18 protein-coding genes are annotated in these 17,873 nt (G+C 72.4%); 16 read left to right on the top strand and 2 right to left on the bottom strand.

Annotated features, from left to right (window positions below; all coding sequences use genetic code 11):
• The first annotated feature begins 90 nt into the window (after positions 1-90).
• From ACIOD1_RS12120 to ACIOD1_RS12075, 10 genes are all read left to right on the top strand, one after another.
• Positions 91-1,299 carry a glycine C-acetyltransferase gene (locus ACIOD1_RS12120; RefSeq protein WP_365611747.1) on the top strand — a complete coding sequence of 403 codons (1,209 nt, stop codon included), beginning with the start codon at positions 91-93 and terminating at the stop codon, positions 1,297-1,299.
• A gap of 12 nt (positions 1,300-1,311) precedes the next feature.
• Positions 1,312-2,226, top strand: a complete 915-nt coding sequence (locus tag ACIOD1_RS12115) for a LysR substrate-binding domain-containing protein (RefSeq protein ID WP_365611750.1) — start codon at positions 1,312-1,314, stop codon at positions 2,224-2,226.
• A gap of 444 nt (positions 2,227-2,670) precedes the next feature.
• The gene (locus ACIOD1_RS12110) at positions 2,671-3,954 is read left to right on the top strand and encodes a type III PLP-dependent enzyme (protein WP_401901807.1); all 1,284 of its coding nucleotides are present in this window, start codon (positions 2,671-2,673) and stop codon (positions 3,952-3,954) included.
• Entirely contained in the window at positions 3,951-4,370 is a 420-nt protein-coding gene (locus ACIOD1_RS12105) for a 4'-phosphopantetheinyl transferase superfamily protein (RefSeq protein ID WP_365611756.1), read from the top strand. The genes ACIOD1_RS12110 and ACIOD1_RS12105 overlap by 4 nt, the downstream gene beginning before the upstream one ends.
• Entirely contained in the window at positions 4,367-4,903 is a 537-nt protein-coding gene (locus tag ACIOD1_RS12100) for a hotdog fold domain-containing protein (protein ID WP_365611759.1), read from the top strand. Before ACIOD1_RS12105 ends, ACIOD1_RS12100 begins: the two co-directional genes overlap by 4 nt.
• The gene (locus tag ACIOD1_RS12095; protein ID WP_401901805.1) at positions 4,903-6,417 is read left to right on the top strand and encodes a class I adenylate-forming enzyme family protein; all 1,515 of its coding nucleotides are present in this window, start codon (positions 4,903-4,905) and stop codon (positions 6,415-6,417) included. The genes ACIOD1_RS12100 and ACIOD1_RS12095 overlap by 1 nt, the downstream gene beginning before the upstream one ends.
• Before the next feature lie 7 nt (positions 6,418-6,424).
• A complete protein-coding gene (locus ACIOD1_RS12090) occupies positions 6,425-6,688 on the top strand; it encodes a phosphopantetheine-binding protein (RefSeq protein ID WP_365611765.1) in 264 nt (87 codons plus the stop codon).
• Between the two features lie 34 nt (positions 6,689-6,722).
• Complete coding sequence (locus ACIOD1_RS12085) at positions 6,723-7,127, top strand: ectoine synthase (RefSeq protein ID WP_365611768.1); 405 nt, start codon at positions 6,723-6,725, stop codon at positions 7,125-7,127.
• Entirely contained in the window at positions 7,124-7,687 is a 564-nt protein-coding gene (ectA, locus tag ACIOD1_RS12080) for a diaminobutyrate acetyltransferase (RefSeq protein ID WP_401901804.1), read from the top strand. The genes ACIOD1_RS12085 and ectA overlap by 4 nt, the downstream gene beginning before the upstream one ends.
• 139 nt (positions 7,688-7,826) lie before the next feature.
• Positions 7,827-9,218, top strand: coding sequence for an MFS transporter (locus ACIOD1_RS12075; RefSeq protein ID WP_401901803.1), 1,392 nt, complete (start codon positions 7,827-7,829; stop codon positions 9,216-9,218).
• A gap of 13 nt (positions 9,219-9,231) precedes the next feature.
• Here the strand turns inward: ACIOD1_RS12075 and ACIOD1_RS12070 are convergent, their stop codons facing one another.
• Positions 9,232-10,029, bottom strand: a complete 798-nt coding sequence (locus tag ACIOD1_RS12070; protein ID WP_365611777.1) for a DeoR/GlpR family DNA-binding transcription regulator — start codon at positions 10,027-10,029, stop codon at positions 9,232-9,234.
• A 174-nt stretch (positions 10,030-10,203) separates the two neighbouring features.
• On the opposite strand from ACIOD1_RS12070, the gene ACIOD1_RS12065 reads away from it, so the two are divergent.
• The 5 genes from ACIOD1_RS12065 (at position 10,204) to ACIOD1_RS12045 (ending at position 15,890) form a co-directional block, all read left to right on the top strand.
• Positions 10,204-11,103 (top strand): SIS domain-containing protein, encoded by a 900-nt coding sequence (locus tag ACIOD1_RS12065; RefSeq protein ID WP_401901801.1) that lies wholly within the window; start codon positions 10,204-10,206, stop codon positions 11,101-11,103.
• Positions 11,100-11,936, top strand: coding sequence for a ketose-bisphosphate aldolase (locus tag ACIOD1_RS12060; RefSeq protein WP_401901800.1), 837 nt, complete (start codon positions 11,100-11,102; stop codon positions 11,934-11,936). Before ACIOD1_RS12065 ends, ACIOD1_RS12060 begins: the two co-directional genes overlap by 4 nt.
• A gap of 304 nt (positions 11,937-12,240) precedes the next feature.
• Entirely contained in the window at positions 12,241-13,413 is a 1,173-nt protein-coding gene (locus ACIOD1_RS12055; RefSeq protein ID WP_365611785.1) for an LLM class flavin-dependent oxidoreductase, read from the top strand.
• On the top strand, positions 13,410-14,486 hold the full coding sequence (locus tag ACIOD1_RS12050) for a zinc-binding dehydrogenase (protein WP_401901798.1): 1,077 nt from the start codon (positions 13,410-13,412) through the stop codon (positions 14,484-14,486). The genes ACIOD1_RS12055 and ACIOD1_RS12050 overlap by 4 nt, the downstream gene beginning before the upstream one ends.
• Positions 14,487-14,699: 213 nt before the next feature.
• Complete coding sequence (locus ACIOD1_RS12045; RefSeq protein WP_401901796.1) at positions 14,700-15,890, top strand: acyl-CoA dehydrogenase family protein; 1,191 nt, start codon at positions 14,700-14,702, stop codon at positions 15,888-15,890.
• 13 nt (positions 15,891-15,903) lie between these two features.
• Here the strand turns inward: ACIOD1_RS12045 and ACIOD1_RS12040 are convergent, their stop codons facing one another.
• On the bottom strand, positions 15,904-17,268 hold the full coding sequence (locus ACIOD1_RS12040; protein ID WP_365611794.1) for a hypothetical protein: 1,365 nt from the start codon (positions 17,266-17,268) through the stop codon (positions 15,904-15,906).
• A gap of 101 nt (positions 17,269-17,369) precedes the next feature.
• Between ACIOD1_RS12040 and ACIOD1_RS12035 the strand changes: the two genes are divergently transcribed.
• The gene (locus ACIOD1_RS12035; protein WP_365611797.1) at positions 17,370-17,861 is read left to right on the top strand and encodes a MaoC family dehydratase; all 492 of its coding nucleotides are present in this window, start codon (positions 17,370-17,372) and stop codon (positions 17,859-17,861) included.
• Positions 17,862-17,873 lie beyond the last annotated feature (12 nt).

The following is a 17,873-nucleotide window of genomic DNA, read 5'->3' as shown; positions in this document are numbered from 1 at the left end:
CCGGCCGGGCCCCGCACACCCCCCTTCGCGGGGCCCGGCCCCCCTCGTCCGACCTCGCCGCCTCCGCCGCACAAGGAGAACCCGAAGCCCATGTTCGAGTCCGTACGCGAAGACCTCCGCACCACCCTCGACGAGATCCGCGCCGCGGGCCTGCACAAGCCCGAGCGCGTCATCGGCACCCCGCAGAACGCCGCCGTCGCGGTCACCGCGGGCGGCGCCCCCGGCGAGGTCCTCAACTTCTGCGCGAACAACTACCTCGGGCTCGCCGACCACCCCGAGGTGGTCACCGCCGCCAAGGAGGCCCTGGACCGCTGGGGCTACGGCATGGCGTCCGTCCGCTTCATCTGTGGCACCCAGGAGGTGCACAAGGAGCTGGAGGCACGCCTGTCGTCCTTCCTGGGCCAGGAGGACACGATCCTCTACTCCTCCTGCTTCGACGCCAACGGCGGCGTCTTCGAGACCCTCCTCGGCCCCGAGGACGCGGTGATCTCCGACGCCCTCAACCACGCCTCGATCATCGACGGCATCCGCCTGTCCAAGGCCCGCCGCTTCCGCTACGCCAACCGCGACATGGCCGAGCTGGAGACCCGCCTCAAGGAGGCCGTCGAGGGCGGCGCCCGCCGCAAACTGATCGTCACCGACGGCGTCTTCTCCATGGACGGCTACGTCGCCCCGCTCCGGGACATCTGCGACCTCGCCGAGCGCTACGACGCCATGGTCATGGTCGACGACTCGCACGCTGTCGGCTTCGTCGGCCCCGGCGGCCGCGGCACCCCCGAGCTGCACGGGGTCATGGACCGCGTCGACATCATCACCGGCACCCTCGGCAAGGCCCTCGGCGGCGCCTCCGGCGGCTACGTCGCCGCCCGCACCGAGATCGTCGAGCTGCTGCGCCAGCGCTCGCGCCCGTACCTCTTCTCCAACTCCCTCGCCCCCGTCATCGCCGCCGCCTCCCTCAAGGTCCTCGACCTGCTGGAGTCCGCCGGAGACCTGCGCGAGCACCTCGCGGACAACACCAAGCTGTTCCGTACGAAGATGACCGAGGCCGGCTTCGAGATCCTCCCCGGCGACCACGCCATCGCCCCCGTCATGATCGGCGACGCCGCCGAGGCCGCCCGCATGTCCGAGCTGCTCCTGGAGCGCGGGGTGTACGTGATCGGCTTCTCCTACCCGGTCGTCCCCCTGGGCGCCGCCCGCATCCGCGTCCAGCTCTCGGCGGCCCATTCCACGGCCGACGTGGAGCGCGCGGTGGCCGCCTTCGTCGACGCCCGCACGGCGCTTTCCGCTGCTCAGGGCTGACATCATGGAGGGGTGATCGACCCCCGCCGGCTGCGCATCCTGCGGGCCGTGGCGGACCACCGTACGGTGACCGCCGCGGCCGCAGCCCTGTACCTCACGCCCTCCGCGGTCTCCCAGCAGCTCGCCGCGCTGGAGCAGGAGACCGGCCACGCCCTGCTCACCCGCAGCGGCCGGGGCGTCCGGCTCACCGCCGCCGGGGAGATCCTGCTCGGCCACACCCACGAGGTGATGGCCCAACTGGAGCGGGCCGAGGCCGAACTCGCCGCCTACGCGGGCGGGGTCGCGGGCGAGGTCACGGTGGCGGCCTTCGCCACCGGCATCGCCGAGGTGCTGGCCCCGGCGCTGGCCCGGCTGGCCTCGCAGCGCCCCGGGATCCGGCTGCGCGTGCGCGACGCCGAGGGCGACCAGAGCCTGCCGATGCTGCTCGACGGGGAGGCGGACGTCGCCCTGGCCGTCGAGTACCGGGGCGGACCCGGCGCCGACGACAAGCGGCTCTCCGTCCTTGCCCTGTACGCAGAGCCCTTCGACGCCGTCCTCCCGGCCGCACACCCCCTGGCGGACCTGCCGGCCGTGTCGCTGGCGGACCTGTCCGACGCCGACTGGGTGGGGCAGTACCCGGGCAACCCCTGCCACGACGTGACCCTGCTGGCCTGCGAACTGGCCGGGTTCCAGCCCCGGTTCGCGCACTCCTCCGACGACTTCCGCGCGGTCACCGCCCTCGTCGGCGCCGGCGCGGGGGTGGCCCTCGTCCCGCGCTCGGCGCTGCGCGGGATGGACCTGAAGGAGGCGCGGGTGCTGCCCGTCGCCGGCCCGGCCGCCACCCGCCGCGTCTTCGCGGCCACCCGTCGGGGGGCCGAGACCCACCCGCTGATCGCCCCGGTGCTGGCCGCCCTGGCCCGCGAGGCGGAACGGCTCCCCGCGCACTGAGCCCGGATCCGGGCCGGGCGGGGCTCGACGACAGGGCCCGGGGGCGCCCGCGCCTACCCGAGGCCGGTGGCCCCCATGTACATGTGAGACCCCTTCGTCGCCGTGCTGATGATTTTCGGCCATCGCCGAGGCGCGCCCATTCTCGACCGAGCCCGAGGTATGGCCGCAAGTCCGACATTCCGTCCGTCAGGTGGAATGTGGAATGCCGGGAGAGACCTGGGTCACACCTGGGCGGTCCCCGCACATGGGCCCCGCGCGCTTCGGGCAGGAGGTCACCTCGCCGTCGGCCGGACGCGGGCCGCGCGTCGGTGAACTGCCCTGTTCTGACGGTCCGCTCTCGCTCCGGACCACAGGGTCGCCTAGGGTTTTCGACATCACCGGAACATTCATCGGCAACGGCCCGGAACGGTCGATGTCGATGTCCGATCAAACCGGGAGGACGGCTTGTCGAAAACCGGAGCAACAACGCAGGATGTTTCCGCGGAGGCGATCGCCGAAGAATTCGGCACCCCCGTCTTCGTGTACGACGCCCGGGTGCTCTCCGGCACCCTGCGCGAACTCAGAAGCGTCCTGCCGGCGGGAATCGACATCCTCTACTCGCTCAAGGCGAATCCCAACATCAGCGTGTGCTCGCTGCTGAACAGGGCGGGCGCCGGGGCCGAGGTCTCCTCCGTCACGGAACTCATGACGGCGCTGCGGGCCGGTGTCGACCCGGAGGACATCATCTTCCTCGGGCCCGGTAAGACCCCCGCCGATCTGCACGCCTGCCTCGACGCGGGCATCCACGCCGTCGTCTGCGAGTCCCTGCCCGAACTGCGGCTGCTGGACGAGGCCGCCGCCGCGCGCGACACCGGCCCCGTCCCGGTGCTGCTGAGGATCAACCCGGCCTTCCACAGCAAGGGTTCGGGGCTCGCGATGGGGGGCAAGCCGCGCCAGTTCGGCATCGACGAGGAACAGGCGAGGGCGGCGCGCCCCCTGCTCGACGACCTCTCCCACATCGAAGTCCGCGGATTCCACGCGTACATGGGAACCCGTTTCCTGAACCACCGGGACGTGGTCTCCAACACCGTGCAGATCCTCTCCATGGCGGAAAGCCTCACGACCGACCTCGGGATCGACCTCGCCACCGTCGATTTCGGCGGCGGCCTCGGCGTCGCCTATTTCGACAACGAGACGGACATCGATGTCGCGGCGCTCGGAAAGGAATTGGAGGAGCCGGTCGCCGCGTTCCGCGCACGTCACCCCGACTGCCGACTCGTCATGGAACTCGGCCGGTACCTCACCGCCCGCGCCGGCACCTACATGACGAGGGCGCTGTACGTGAAGGAGTCCATGGGCGAGGAGTTCGTCGTCGTGGACGGCGGTACGAACCACCACATGGCCGCCGTCGGCATCGGCAGCTTCGTCAAGCGGAACTTCCCCGTGCGTCACCTCGGACGGCCGCACGCCCGCGCCGACCGCGTCTACACCGTGACCGGACCGCTCTGCACGCCCAACGACACCGTGGTCAAACGGGCCCCGCTGCCCGAGGTGCGCCCCGGCGACCTCCTCGGGGTCGAACGCTCCGGAGCCTACGGGCCCACGGCGTCGCCCGTGCTGTTCCTCAGCCACGGCTACCCCGCCGAGGTCATGGTCGACGGGGACCGCGCCGTCCTCGTACGGGACCGCGACCGCCCCGAGGACCTGCTGGCCCGCCAGCACCTGGCCGACTTCGACACCGTACGGTGACCGCCCGTCCGCACCTGGCGGGCGTGGGGCTGGACGTGGTGGAACGCACCGAACTCGACCGCCTGCTCCGGCGGCGCTGGTTCCTGCGCTACTGCTACGCGCCCGAGGAACTCGCCCGGTCCCGGAGCCTGACCGGCGGGCGACGGCAGGAGTACCTCTGTGGCCGGTTCGCCGCCAAGGAGGCCGTCCTCAAGGCCCTCGGGCGCGGCCTGTTCCAGGGCATCGCCCCGCACGACATCGTCGTCGACCGCGCCCCCGACGGCGCCCCGCGCGTCGAACTGCGCGCCGCGGCGGCCGAGGCCGCCCCCGCCGTCACGGTCACGGTGTCGATCACGCACAAGGGGGACGTGGTCGCAGCCGTCGCGCTGGCGACCGGCCACCCCGGCAGGAACTCCGACGGAAGCAGGACTCCATGACGCACCCGACCGATCCCGCGACGCACCCGACCGACGTCGTGACACACGCGCCCGATGCCCTGACGCACACCCCCGACACCGAGCCGCTCACGGCCACCCTGCGGGTCCGGATCGGCCAGGAGGACGCCCACTACGGCGGACACCTCGTCGACGGGGCCCGCGTCCTGCGCCTGTTCGGCGACCTCGTCACCGAGATCACCATCCGCAGCGACGGGGACGAGGGGCTGCTCAGCGAGTACGCCGACATCCACTTCCACGCCCCGGTCCACCCCGGCGACTACATCGAGGCCAGCGCCAGCGTCACCCGCCGCACGAAGCTGCGCCGGTTCGTCGAGCTGCGGGCGGTGAAGGTCATCGCCGCCTGCGGCGGGAGCCCCAGCGCCGCGCGGGTCCTGCCCGAACCGGTCACCGTCTGCACCGCCCGCGCGACCACCGTCGTACCCAAGCCCACCGCCGTACCCAAGCGCACCGCGCGATCCACCGCGCGCGTTCCCGTGGAGGAGCGCGCGCCCGCCCCGGCAGGAGGCCGCTGATGTCCCCACCGCACGTACTGCACGCACTGCTCGACGAAGCCGCGGCGGCCCACCCGGACCGGCCCGCCCTGAGTACCGCCACGGGCTCCATGACGTACGGCGAACTGGCCGCCGGCAGTGTCGGCGCCGCCCACCTGCTGAGGGCCGAGGGCGTGCGCGGGGGCGACCGGGTGGTGATCACCACCACCGACGCGTTCGCCGTCGCCGTCGCCCTGCACGCGGCCTCCCGCGCCGGCGCGCTCTTCAGCGTGCTGCACGAGCAGGTCCGGGAGCGCCCGTTGGAGCACGTGCTCACCGACTGCGAGCCGACCGTGATGGTCACCGACGACCCCGGAGCCGCCTCCACCGCGCGCTCCCACGGCGTACGGGTGCTGGACCCGGCGGCCCTGCTCCGCGCCGCCGCGCCCACCGATCCGCCGACCGAGCCGCTGCCCGCACCGCTTCCGGTGGACGGAGCCTGCCTCATCTACACCTCGGGCACCACCTCGTTGCCCAAGGCGGTGGTCAGCACCCACCAACAGATGCTGTTCGCCACCGGCGCCATCCAGAGCATGCTGGACTACCGGGCCGAGGACGTCGTCTACAGCCCCCTGCCCCTGTCCTTCGACTACGGGCTCTACCAGCTGTTCCTCACCTTCACCGCCGGCGCCCGACTGCACGTCGGCAGCGTCGCCGAGGTCGGGCCGCCCCTCCTGCGCAGCCTGGAGAGCACCGGCGCCACCGTCCTCGCGTCGGTGCCGTCCGTCACCGACCGACTGGCCTGGCTGGTGCGCCGCGCCCGCACCGTTCCCCGGCTGCGCCTGCTGACCAACACCGGAGCGGCGCTGGCCGCCGACACGATCGCCACCCTGCGCGCGGCCGTTCCCACCCTCAAGGTCCAGCTCATGTACGGCCTGACCGAGTGCAAGCGCACCACGATCATGCCGCCCGACGGGGACCTGGAGCGCCCCGGCTCCTCCGGGATCGCCCTGCCCGGCACGGAGGTGCTCGTCGTGGACGAGGACGGGGCCCGCCTGCCCCCGGGCGAAGTCGGCCAGTTCGTCGTGCGCGGCCCGCACGTCATGGCCGGCTACTGGCGCCGGCCCGAGCTGACCGCCGAGCGCTTCCCCCGGGCCCGGGGGCTCTTCCCCGAGCTGCGCACCGGGGACTACGGCCGGCTCGACGAGGACGGCTACCTCTACTTCTCGGGACGCCGCGACGACCTCTACAAGGAACGCGGCTTCCGCGTCAGCGCCACCGAGGTCGAGACGGCCGCCCGTCAGGTCGAGGGCGTCACGGCCGCCGCCGTCCTCGCCCCGGGGCCCCGTACCGGTGACAAGGCCGTCCTGGCCGTGGTCACCGACCTCGCTCCCCCCGACGTACTGGACGACATGCGCGGACTCATCGAGGAGTACAAGATCCCGCGCCGTTGCGTCCCCGTCGGGGCGCTCCCCACCAACAACAACGGCAAGGTCGACCGGCGCGCGCTCGCCGACCTGCTCGAACGCCCCGTGACGACGACCCGGAAGGGATGACCGAACCATGAACCGCACCGATGTGACCACCGCCCTGGAGACCGCCCTCAGCAGCGTGCTGGACCGTCCCGTGACCGGACTGGGCGGCGGGACGCGCCTCTTCGACGACCTGCACCTCGACTCCACCACCATGCTCGAAATGCTGATGGAACTGGAGGACTCCCTCGGCCTGGAGGTCGACCCCGAGGAACTCGAAGCCGAGGACTTCGAGACCGTCGACACCTTCACCGCCTTCGCCCTCACCCAGCTCGCCGGCGCCCGGGCCGCCTGAGTCCGCGCCACACCGCCAGAAAGGAGAGACCGACATGATCGTCCGTTCCTTCGAGGACATCGAGAACACCGACCGGCACGTCCGCGCGGCCACCGGCACCTGGGAGAGCAAGCGCATCGTGCTCGCCAAGGAAGGCGTCGGATTCTCGTTGCACGAGACCACCGTGTACGCGGGCACCGAGACCTCCATGTGGTACGCCCACCACATCGAGGCCGTGCTGTGCACGGAGGGCGAGACCGAGCTCACCAACGACGAGACCGGCGAGACCCACCTCATCACCCCCGGCACCATGTACCTCCTGGACGGGCATGAGAAGCACACCCTGCGCCCCCGGCTCGACTCGAAGTTCGTGTGCGTCTTCAACCCTCCCGTCACCGGCCGCGAGGACCACGACGCCGACGGGGTGTACCCCCTGCTCACGGAGGAGGCCACGGTATGACCACCGCGACGACCGGCGACACGACGACCGCCGGCACTACGACTGCCGACACGACGACCGCCGACACCACCACCCGGGTCCGCCCGCACTTCCGCACCCCCCGGGCCGAAGACGCCCGAGCGCTGTGGCGGATGGTCGACGAGAGCGAGGCCCTGGACAACAACAGCCCCTACTACTACGCGCTGTGGTGCCGGGACTTCTCCGCGACCTCCCTCGTGGCCACCGTCGAGGACGAGGTCGTCGGTTTCCTCACCGGCTACTTCCGCCCCGACGAGCCCGACACCTACCTGGTGTGGCAGGAGGCCGTCACACCCCGCCACGGCATCCCGTTCCTCGGCGTACAGCTCTTCGAACGGGCCGCCGACCGCGCCGTGGAGCAGGGCGCCCGGTTCATCGAGGCCACCGTGTCCGCGGACAACAAGGCCATCATCATGGTCCTGAAGAAGGTGGCGAAGCGGTACGGCGCCGAGGTGCACACCCGGGTCCTCTTCCCCGGCGACCTCTTCCCCGACGAGCACCACGACGAAGTGCTCTACCGCATCGGCCCCCTCGCCCCCTGACCGTACGGGGGAGGTCCCGCCCGGGACCGTTCCCGTCAGGCGAGAACACCGCGCGCGTGCCGCTCGACCCGTTCCCCGGAAGGCGTCGAGCGGCCCGTGCGCGGCGACGCCCCAGGGGCACCCGCGAAGGATGGAGCACATGGAAGAAACGACCACCGGACACCTCCGACGAGCCCAGGACCCCGCCCGCCGGTCCCCTCCCGGGCCCCGGTCCCGCGGGCACCGCGCCTGGTGGGTGGCCGCCGCGGCGGCCCTCGCCATCGTGGTGGCCGGCTCCTTCTCCACGATGCCGGGCATCCTCCAGGACCCGCTCCAACAGGAGTTCCACTGGTCGCGCGGCACCATCGGCGTCGCCTCGTCGGTGAACATGGTCCTCTACGGGCTCACCGCCCCGTTCGCCGCCGCGCTCATGGACCGCTTCGGCATCCGGCGCGTGGTGGTCGCCGCCCTGGCCACCGTGGCGACGGGTTCGCTGCTCACCACGGTGATGGTGGCCTCCTGGCAGTTCACCCTCTTCTGGGGGTTCCTCGTCGGCCTCGGCACCGGTTCCATGGCCATGGCGTTCGGGGCCACCGTCACCAACCGTTGGTTCACCACCCGGCGCGGTCTGGTCACCGGCATCCTCTCCTCGGGCAGCGTCTTCGGACAGATGGTGTTCCTGCCCGCCCTGTCGTGGACCATCGACCACTACGACTGGCGCCCGGCCCTGGTCACCCTCGCCCTCGCCGCTCTGGCCGTGGCCCCGATCGTCTGGCTGGTCCTGCGCGACCATCCCGCCGACGTCGGTCAACGCCCCTATGGGAGCGCTGAGTTCGTCACCAAGCCGGACCCCGTCACCGGTGTCGCCCGCCGCACCCTCCTCGTGCTCCGCGACTGCGCCCGTACCAGGCCCTTCTGGCTGCTCGCCGCCATGTTCGCGATCTGCGGCGCCACCACCAACGGCATCATGTGGACGCACTTCACCCCCGCCGCCCACGACCACGGCATGGCCGTCACGACCGCCTCGACCCTGCTCGCCCTGATCGGCGTCTTCAACGTCGCGGGCACCATCGCCTCCGGCTGGCTCACCGACCGCAGGGACTCCCGCCGGCTGCTCGCGGTCTTCTTCACCCTGCGCGGGGCCTTGCTCCTGCTGCTTCCCCTCATGATGGCGGCCACGGTGAATCCGGCGATGATGGTCTTCGTCGTGGCCTTCGGCCTCCTCGACCTCGCCACCGTGCCTCCCGTCATCGCCCTGTGCCGCTCCTTCTACGGCGAGGACAGCGCCATCGTCTTCGGCTGGGTCAACGCGGCCCACCAGGTCGGCGCGGCCCTTGCCGCCCTGCTCGGCGGCGTCGCCCGCGACACCTTCGGCAGCTACGACCCGGTGTGGTCGGTCCTCGGCGCGGCCTGCGCCGGCGCCGCGCTGGTCGCCCTGCTGGTCCGGCCGGCCCCCGCGTCTCCCGTGTCCCTCGGGAAGGCCCACGCCTCCCGGAGCCGTGAGACGGTGCCCACGGGCGCGCCGGGGGAGGGGGACCGGCAGGAGGGATGAGCAGCCGAGGAGTTCAGACGCGTACGACCTCTACGCCCGCCGCCTCGAAGGCCCGGGCCACCTCGGTCGGCAGGCCGGTGTCCGTGACCAGGACGTCCACCGAGGAGGTCGGGCAGATGCGGGCGAAGGCGCGGACCCCGAGCTTGCTGGAGTCGGCCGCGATCACCACCCGGCGGGCCCGCTCGCACAGGAGGCTGTTGACCGCCGCCTCGTCCTCGTGGCGGGTCGCGGCCCCGTCCACCGGGTCGAAGGCGTCCACGCCCAGCACGGCCGTGTCCACCGTGAGCTGCCCGAGGGTCTGCTGGGCCAGCGGGCCGGTGAGTTCGTAGGACTGGGGGCGGGCCACGCCGCCGGACAGGACGATCTTGAACTGGGGGCGGATGACCAACTCGCCCGCGATGTTGAGGGCGTTGGTGACGACGGTGAGCGCGGGGGACCCCGTGGATCCGGCGGCGCCGGTGGAGAGGTCGGCCCGGGAGGCCAAGGCGCGGGCCACCTCCGTGGTCGTGGTGCCGCCGGTCAGCCCGATGACCTCGCCCGGGGCGATCAGGGCGGCGACCGCCCCGCTGATGCGGCCCTTCTCGGCGGCCCGGCGCGAGGTGCGGTAGCGCAGCGGGAGTTCGTAGGAGACCCCGTGCGGGACCGCGCCGCCGCGGGTGCGGACCAGGAGCTGCTGCTCGGCGAGCTGGTCGAGGTCGCGGCGGATCGTGGCGGCGGACACCCCCAGGGCCCGAGCGGCCCATTCCACCTCCAGCCCGTCCCGTTCCACCAGCAGGTCCAGCAGTCTCTGCCAGCGTTCCTTGCGGGTCATGGCGCCCCTCCCGTGCGGTTCCCGGGCCTGACGTGGGCCCCCGTGGTCGAGATTAACCCAGGCCGTCAGGCCGTGGATGCTTGAAGTTGCGCGAAACTCCCCGCTATCTTGCAGAAACACGCACCAGGCACCAGTACACCGCAGGACCACGCATCCACCGCGCAGGGAGCCCGCATGAGTCACGTCGCGTACGAGTTGGCCTCACAGCCCGAGAGCTGGGAACGGGCCGCCGAACTGGCCCCGGTCCACCGGGCGGTGCTGCCGAAGCCGGGGGAGCGTACCGCGATCGTCGGCTGCGGGACCTCGTACTACATGGCCCAGGCCGCCGCCGCCCTGCGCGAGGAGGCCGGACAGGGGGAGACCGACGCCTTCCCCGCGTCGGAGTTCCCGCGCCACCGCACCTACGACCGGGTGGTGGCCCTGACCCGGTCGGGGACCACCACCGAGGTGCTCGACCTCCTGGCCGCGCTGCGGGAGGCCGGAACCGCGACCACCGCCGTCATCGGGGACCCGGACACCCCCGTGACCACCCTCGCCGGCGAGGTGGTGGTGCTCGACTTCGCCGACGAACGGTCCGTGGTCCAGACCCGCTTCGCCACCACCGCCCTCACCCTCCTGCGGGCCCACGTCGGCGCCCACACCCCCGCCGTGGTGGCCGACGCACGCATCGCGCTGGCCGAGCCGCTGCCCGCGGGGCTGGACGGACGGGGCCAGTTCACCTTCCTCGGCCGGGGCTGGAGCGTGGGTCTCGCCCAGGAGGCCGCCCTCAAGATGCGCGAGGCCTCCCTGTCCTGGGCCGAGGCCTACCCGGCGATGGAGTACCGGCACGGACCGGTCAGCGTCACCGGGCCGGGCTCCGTCACCTGGTCCCTCGGCGGCACCCCCGAAGGGATCGCCGAGCGGGTCCTCGCGACCGGCGCGGACTGGGTGGACGGGGAACTCGACCCCCTCGCCGAGCTGGTCCGCGTGCACCGACTGGCCGTCGCCGTCGCCGCGCACCGGGGACTGGACCCCGACGCGCCCCGCAACCTCACCCGCTCGGTGATCCTCAACGCCGAGGGAGCGGTCCGATGACCCTCGCCGCCGCCGGGACCCTCGTCGCCGACGCCGCTCGGGCCGGCCGGGCCGTCGCCGCCTTCAACATCATCACCCTGGAGCACGCCGAGGGCGTGATCGAGGGCGCCGAGCGGGTCGGCCTGCCGGTGATCCTGCAACTCAGCGAGAACGCCGTGAAGTTCCGCGGCGGGGCGCTCCTGCCCATCGCCCGGGCCGCCGTCGCCTGCGCCGAGGCCGCCGGGGTGCCCGTCGGGCTGCACCTGGACCACGTCAAGAGCACCGAGCTGCTCAGACGGACCGCCGACGCCGGATTCGGGTCCGTGATGTACGACGCCGCGCACCTGCCCTACGCGGAGAACCTGGAGGCCACCCGCTCCGCCGCCGATTGGGCCCACGTCAACGGGCTCTGGATCGAAGCCGAGTTGGGGGAGGTCGGAGGGAAGAACGGCGCCGCCCCGCTGGACCCCCACGCGCCGGGGGCCCGGACCGACCCGGACGAGGCCCGCCGGTTCGTCGCCGACTCCGGGGTGGACGCCCTGGCCGTGGCCGTCGGCAGCAGTCACGCCATGACCAGCCGCACCGCCACCCTGGATCACGCCCTGCTGGCCCGGCTGACCAAGGCGGTGGACGTGCCGCTGGTGCTGCACGGCTCCTCCGGCCTGCCCGACGCGGAACTCGCGGCCGCGGTGGCCGGGGGCATTCGCAAGGTCAACATCGGCACCGCCCTGAACGTGGCGATGACCGAGGCGATCCGTACCCAACTCACCCCCGCCGATCCCCGGCCCTACCTCGCGGCCGCCCGGACGGCGATGGCGGCCACGGCGGCAGCCATGATCGAAGCCCTGAACTGACCTTCGACTGACGGGGGACCGACCTGCCACCGACCTGCGACCGACCTTCGGCGGAGCTGATTTCCGGTCATCGGGCGCGGAAAATCCCACTCAGCGGGAGGACGGCGCGGAGGCCATTGAAGGTGCGGCGCGCACGGTGTTTCGTCGGACGCCCGGTGCACGGCCGGTACCCGGCCCCACCCGGCCGCGTACCGGGCGCCGTCCGGCGGCCGTCGGTACGGCTGCCCGTGCGGCCGTCCGCACGGCCGTCCGTGCGGTCGTCGTGCGCCGGTCCGCCCGTCGTCGTTCGAAGGGGCCGCCGCCCATGCCGCAGCCGTACCTCCCGTCCCGCTTCGGAGTGTTCCTCGCTCCCTACCATCATCCCGATCGCGATCCCGCGGTCCAACTCCGCCGCGACCTCGACCTCGTGACGGCGCTCGACCGACTCGGCTACGAGGAGGTGTGGGCCGGGGAACACCACTCCGCCGGCTACGAGATCATCGCCTCTCCGGAGCTGTTCCTCGCGGCGGCCGCCGAGCGAACCACCCGGATCAGGCTCGGCACGGGGGTCAACTCCCTCCCGTACCACCAGCCGTTGATCCTCGCCGACCGGATCTGCCAGCTCGACCAGCAGTCCCGGGGCCGGGCCATGCTGGGAGTGGGGCCCGGACAACTCGCCTCCGACGCGTTCATGATGGGCATCGACCCGCTGGAGTCCCGCGCCATGATGGCCGACTCCCTGGAGGTCATCACCCGGCTGTTGCGCGGGGAGACCGTCACGGCCGCCACCGACTGGTTCACCCTGGAGGAGGCCCGGCTCCAACTCGGCCCCTACCGCGGTCGGGACCTGGAGGTCGCCGTCGCCTCCGCCGTCTCCCCGACCGGCGCCGTCCTCGCCGCCCGCAACGGCGCCGGGATGCTGTCGTTGGCCGCCGCCGACCCGGCCGGGTTCGCCACCCTGGACACCAACTGGGCCGCCTTCGAGCGGACCTGCGCGGAGGTCGGCCGCACCGCGGACCGGGACGGCTGGCGTCTGGTCACCCCCGTCCACCTCGCCGAGACCCGCGAGGAGGCCTTCCGGCAGGCCGAGTTCGGTACGCCCGACCTCGTGGCCTACATCGAGGCGCTCGGCGGGACCCGTCTCGACGGCTGCGGCACACCGGCCGCCGCCGTCCAGCGCTGGGCGGGCGAGGGGCTGCCCACGTTCGGGCGGGCCGTCATCGGCACCCCCGAGGACGCCGTGGAACGGATCGGGCAACTGGCGGAGAAGTCAGGCGGGTTCGGCACCTTCCTGATCCTCCAGACCGACATCGCCGATCCCGCCGCGACCCTGCGCAGCCTGGAGCTGTTCGCCGAACGGGTCGTGCCCCGCCTCACCGGCGCCGCCGAGGGTCGCCGCGCCAGCCTCCAGTGGGCCGGCCGCAACAGCGACCGCTTCGTCGGAGCCCTGCGCCGGTCCACGCTGGAGGCCGTCGCCCGCAAGGGAGAGGTCCGTTGAGGGCCGCCGTCCTGACCGGGGGCCGGTTCGTCGCGCGCGAGCACCCCGAACCCGTACCGGGGCCCGGCCAGGTGCTGCTGGCCACCGAGGCGTGCGGGATCTGCGGCTCCGACCTGAGCGCCGTCGCGCACACCGCCGATTTCCTGAAGGCCTCCCGGGACAGCGGCACCACGAGCTTCCTCTTCGACCCGGACCGCCCCCTGGTCATGGGCCACGAGTTCTCCGGCCGGGTTCTCGGCTACGGGCCCGGCGCGAGCGGGCCCCCGCCGGGCACCGGGGTCGTGGCCCTGCCCTGGGCGCTGGACGGGGCCGGGGTGGTCCGTACCGTCGGCTACAGCAACGCCCACCCCGGCGGCTTCGGCGAGCGGATGGTCGTACAGGCCGCGGCGCTGCTGCCCGTACCGGACTCCCTCGACCTGGCCCTGGCCTCCCTGACCGAGCCGCTGGCCGTGGGCTTCGGCAACGTCGCCCGCAGCGCGGCCGGACCGGGCACCCCGGCGGTGGTCCTCGGCTGCGGACCGGTCGGGCTGGGCGCCCTCGCGGCCCTGCTGGAGCGCGGGGCCGAACCGGTGGTGGCCTCCGACCCCTCGGCTCTGCGGCGCGCGGCGGCGGCCCGACTCGGCGCGCACGCGGTGGTGGACCCCTCGACGGGGGAGGATCCGGTGGCACGCTGCGTCGCCCTGGCCGGGCCCCGGCCGCACCCGATGGTGGTGGTCAACTGCGTCGGGTTGACCGGGGTGTTGAACGCGCTGCTGCACGCCGTCCCGCGCGGTACGGAGATCCTCCAGATCGGCGGGGTGATGACGGAGGACGTGATCCGCCCGGTGGTCGGCATCTACAAGGACGTCACCCTGCGCATGTGCCTGACGTACCCGCCGAGCGAGTTCGGGGCCACCCTGGACCGGCTGGTCGACGGCCGGATCGACCCGGCGGCCCTGGTGACCGGCGAGGCCGGCTTCGGCGGCCTGGAGGCGGCCTTCGCCTCCCTGAGGCGCCCGGAGGAGCACATCAAGGTCCTGATCCGCCCGGGACGGGAGGGGGTGGAGATCATCACTACCCCAGATGCAAGCTGAAATCGAAAATCAGCCCTTACTTGCGGCAAAAGTGGCTGATACATTCCGCAGGTGCACTGCGCACCCCAGTCGGGCGGGGTGGGTCACGACCTGATCCACCCCCGCCCAGCCGGTGCGCCGCCCCGTAGGACCCTTCCGGATTCTTGCAACAGGTTCTAGTCTGACCGCCGCCACCACAGCGACCGGCTGGACCGCGAGACTCCCGGAGGGGCCGTGCACCTCGAATACACGCCTGAGCAGCAGCAGTTGCGCACCGAGCTGCGCGCCTACTTCGCCGAGCTGGTGCCGCAGGACGTCTACGCCCGCTACGAGGACCCCGCCGCGCAGAAGCGCTTCTACCGGGAGACCATCCGCCGACTCGGCGCCGACGGCTGGCTCGGCGTCGGCTGGCCGAAGGAGTACGGCGGGCGCGGAATGTCGCCGATGGACCAGTTCATCTTCTTCGACGAGGCCGCCCAGGCGGTGGTGCCGCTGCCGCTGATGGCCCTCAACACCGTCGGGCCGACCATCATGCAGTTCGGCACTGACGAGCAGAAGGCGTACTTCCTCCCCAAGATCCTCGCCGGGGAGATCGACTTCGCCATCGGCTACAGCGAGCCCGACGCCGGTACCGACCTCGCCGCCCTCAAGTGCAAGGCCGTCCGCGAGGGCGACGAGGAGACCGGCACCTACGTGGTCAACGGCCAGAAGATCTGGACCACCAACGGCGACACCGCCGACTGGGTCTGGCTGGCCGTCCGCACCGACCCCCAGGCTCCCGCGCACAAGGGCATCACCATGCTCCTCGTGCCGACCTCCGACCCCGGCTACTCCTGCACCCTGATCAACACCCTCGCCTCGCACGACACCACCGCCAGTTACTACGAGGACATCCGGGTCCCGGCGAACCGCCGCGTGGGCCAGGAGAACAAGGGCTGGCGCCTGATCACCAACCAGCTCAACCACGAGCGCGTGACCCTCGCCGCCCACGGCACCATGGCGATCCGCGCCCTGCACGACGTCCAGCGCTGGGCCGCCGACACCAAGCTCGCCGACGGCCGCCGGGTGATCGACCTCTCCTGGGTGCGCGGCCGGCTCGCCCGCACCCACGCCCGCCTCGACGCGATGAAGCTGCTCAACTGGCAGATGGTGGGGGCCGTCGAGTCGGGCAACCTCACCCCCCAGGACGCCTCCGCCGTCAAGGTCTACGGCTCCGAGGCGCGCCGGGACGCGTACGCCTGGCTGATGGAAGTGGTCGGCGCCGCAGGCTCCCTCAAGGACGGCTCGGCGGGCGCGGTCCTGCACGGGGAACTGGAACGCGGCTACCGCAGCGCCGTGATCTTCACCTTCGGCGGCGGAAACAACGAGATCCAGCGCGAGATCATCTCCTGGATCGGCCTGGGCATGCCCCGCGTCCGGCGCTGATCCCCGCCCCGGATCACACGGCCACCACGCAGTCGTCGGAGCTGCCGGTGCCGAGGATGCTGACGATGCCGGCGGTGCCGTCGCCGAAGAAGCGGGCGAACAGGCCCGCCGGGCGGCCCCCGAACAGCAACGGGCCGAAGACCGGCGCCACTTCGGCGTCGTGGGAGGCGTCTTCACCGTCGGCGATCATCGCGAGGGGGCAGGTGCGCGGGGCCACGAAATCCTGCACGACGCTCGTGCCGGTGGTGGCGGCCGCCTCGACGGCCGCCGCCCACACGGCCTGCTCGCTCTCCCGGCCGATGACCACCTGTCGGCCGCTCATCCCGATGCTCTCCTTCAGCACCAGCGACTCCCGGTGGTCCACCGCGTAGCGCACGAGGTCCACCTTGCGGTCCCCCCGGGTCGTACGGCGGTGCGTGAGGATCCGGGTCCACGGCAGGTACCGCTCCACCAGGGCCCGCTCGGCCGCGCTCATCCACGGCCGCCCCTCCGACAGCATGCCCATGGTCAGCTTGCTGGACAGGAACGTCGAGGTCTGCGTCCCCACCAACAGGCAGCCGTGGTCGAGCGCGGCCTGTACGGGCGCGGTGTCGATGCCCAGCTCCGCCCAGTCGGGGATGGTGAAGTCCCGCAACCCCACCGGGTAGCGCAGATGCGGGGCGCAGTCCCAGGCCTCGTGCAGGTCCCCGGGCTCGAAGAAGCGCGCCGTCATCCCCCGCGCGTTCAGGTGGTCGGCCTGCACGTCGAAGTAGCGGGTGAAGCCGCCCTGGTCGCGGGCGCTGCCCAGGAAGGCCACCCGGGGGGCCGCACCCGTCTCGGCGCACAGCGACCGGAACATCTCCGTACGGACGGCGAAGGGGTCCGGGCTCTCGAAGGGCAGCCGGCCGCCGTCGTCGGCGTAGAGCTTGCGCCACACCTCCAGCCGGGAGTGGACCTCCACCGCCCCGCCCAGGGCCCCGCTGACGTTGAACTCCAGGAACTGCGGACCCTGCGGACCGATCACCACGTCGGGCCGGGCCACCTGGTCCGCGTACCGCTCCTCCGTGAACGGGTCGGCCATGAACAGCCCGTGTTCGTTCTCCGGCATCCGGTACGCCGCCAGCCGGCCCGCCGTGGTCGGCGCGCTCTCCAGCGCCGTCCGGCGGATCAAGGAGAGCAGCGCAGCGCTCACCCGGAACAGCTCGGCGTAGGAGGAGCGCGGCAGCACGAGCGGCGCCGCGGGCACCAGCGCCTGGTGCGGCCAGCCGCACTCCCGTATCTCCTCGCTCAGCATCTCCCGTACGGTGTCCACCGGCGCGGGGGCGGGCGCCATGCGGTGCCGGCCGAACCACGGGTGTCCCGCGGCCCCCCGAGTGGTGACCTCCTGCAACATGTCCATCCGTCCCTCTCCTTGTCGGCGTCGTCCGTGTGGTCCACTCGGGACCTCTGAAGTTCATGCAGTGCTCGATGGGAACCGAACCGCACACGGGAGAACCAGACATGACGTTGCGTCACATCCAGGGCAACGAGTACGCCGAGGAACACGGCGGCGACTACGAGGACTTCGAACCCGGCATGGTGATCCGGCACTGGCCCGGCCGGACCCTCACCGAGACCGACAACACCTGGCTGACCCTGCTGACGATGAACCAGCACCCTCTGCACTTCGACCGCGCCTACGCCGAGGGCGCCGAGTACGGGCGGGTGCTGGTCAACAGCGGGATCACGCTCTGCCTGGTCGGTGGCATGACCGTGCAGGCGCTCTCCGCGCGCGCCGTGGCCAACCTCGGATGGGACCGGGTCCGCCTCAAGGACCCGGTGTTCGTCGGCGACACCCTCTACGCGACCAGCCGGATACTCGACAAGCGGCTCTCCAAGTCCCGACCGGGGCAGGGCATCGTCACGGTCGAGACCACCGGTACGAAGTCCACCGGCGAGAACGTCATCGTCTTCGAGCGCTCCTTCATGGTCCGCTGCCGCGGAACCGACTGACCCGGCCCCCCC

The organism is Streptomyces sp. NPDC088097 (assembly GCF_044741845.1).
GTDB lineage: Bacteria > Actinomycetota > Actinomycetes > Streptomycetales > Streptomycetaceae > Streptomyces.
This window is presented reverse-complemented; position numbering and strand designations above follow the sequence as displayed.

Coding starts and splice junctions, on each gene's coding strand:
- ACIOD1_RS12085 (WP_365611768.1), top strand. CDS start 6,723: ATGATCGTCCGTTCCTTCGAGGACATCGAGAACACCGACCGGCACGTC.
- ACIOD1_RS12090 (WP_365611765.1), top strand. CDS start 6,425: ATGAACCGCACCGATGTGACCACCGCCCTGGAGACCGCCCTCAGCAGC.
- ACIOD1_RS12120 (WP_365611747.1), top strand. CDS start 91: ATGTTCGAGTCCGTACGCGAAGACCTCCGCACCACCCTCGACGAGATC.
- ectA (WP_401901804.1), top strand. CDS start 7,124: ATGACCACCGCGACGACCGGCGACACGACGACCGCCGGCACTACGACT.
- ACIOD1_RS12065 (WP_401901801.1), top strand. CDS start 10,204: ATGAGTCACGTCGCGTACGAGTTGGCCTCACAGCCCGAGAGCTGGGAA.
- ACIOD1_RS12095 (WP_401901805.1), top strand. CDS start 4,903: ATGTCCCCACCGCACGTACTGCACGCACTGCTCGACGAAGCCGCGGCG.
- ACIOD1_RS12070 (WP_365611777.1), bottom strand. CDS start 10,029: ATGACCCGCAAGGAACGCTGGCAGAGACTGCTGGACCTGCTGGTGGAA.
- ACIOD1_RS12035 (WP_365611797.1), top strand. CDS start 17,370: ATGACGTTGCGTCACATCCAGGGCAACGAGTACGCCGAGGAACACGGC.
- ACIOD1_RS12055 (WP_365611785.1), top strand. CDS start 12,241: ATGCCGCAGCCGTACCTCCCGTCCCGCTTCGGAGTGTTCCTCGCTCCC.
- ACIOD1_RS12060 (WP_401901800.1), top strand. CDS start 11,100: ATGACCCTCGCCGCCGCCGGGACCCTCGTCGCCGACGCCGCTCGGGCC.
- ACIOD1_RS12100 (WP_365611759.1), top strand. CDS start 4,367: ATGACGCACCCGACCGATCCCGCGACGCACCCGACCGACGTCGTGACA.
- ACIOD1_RS12040 (WP_365611794.1), bottom strand. CDS start 17,268: ATGGACATGTTGCAGGAGGTCACCACTCGGGGGGCCGCGGGACACCCG.
- ACIOD1_RS12075 (WP_401901803.1), top strand. CDS start 7,827: ATGGAAGAAACGACCACCGGACACCTCCGACGAGCCCAGGACCCCGCC.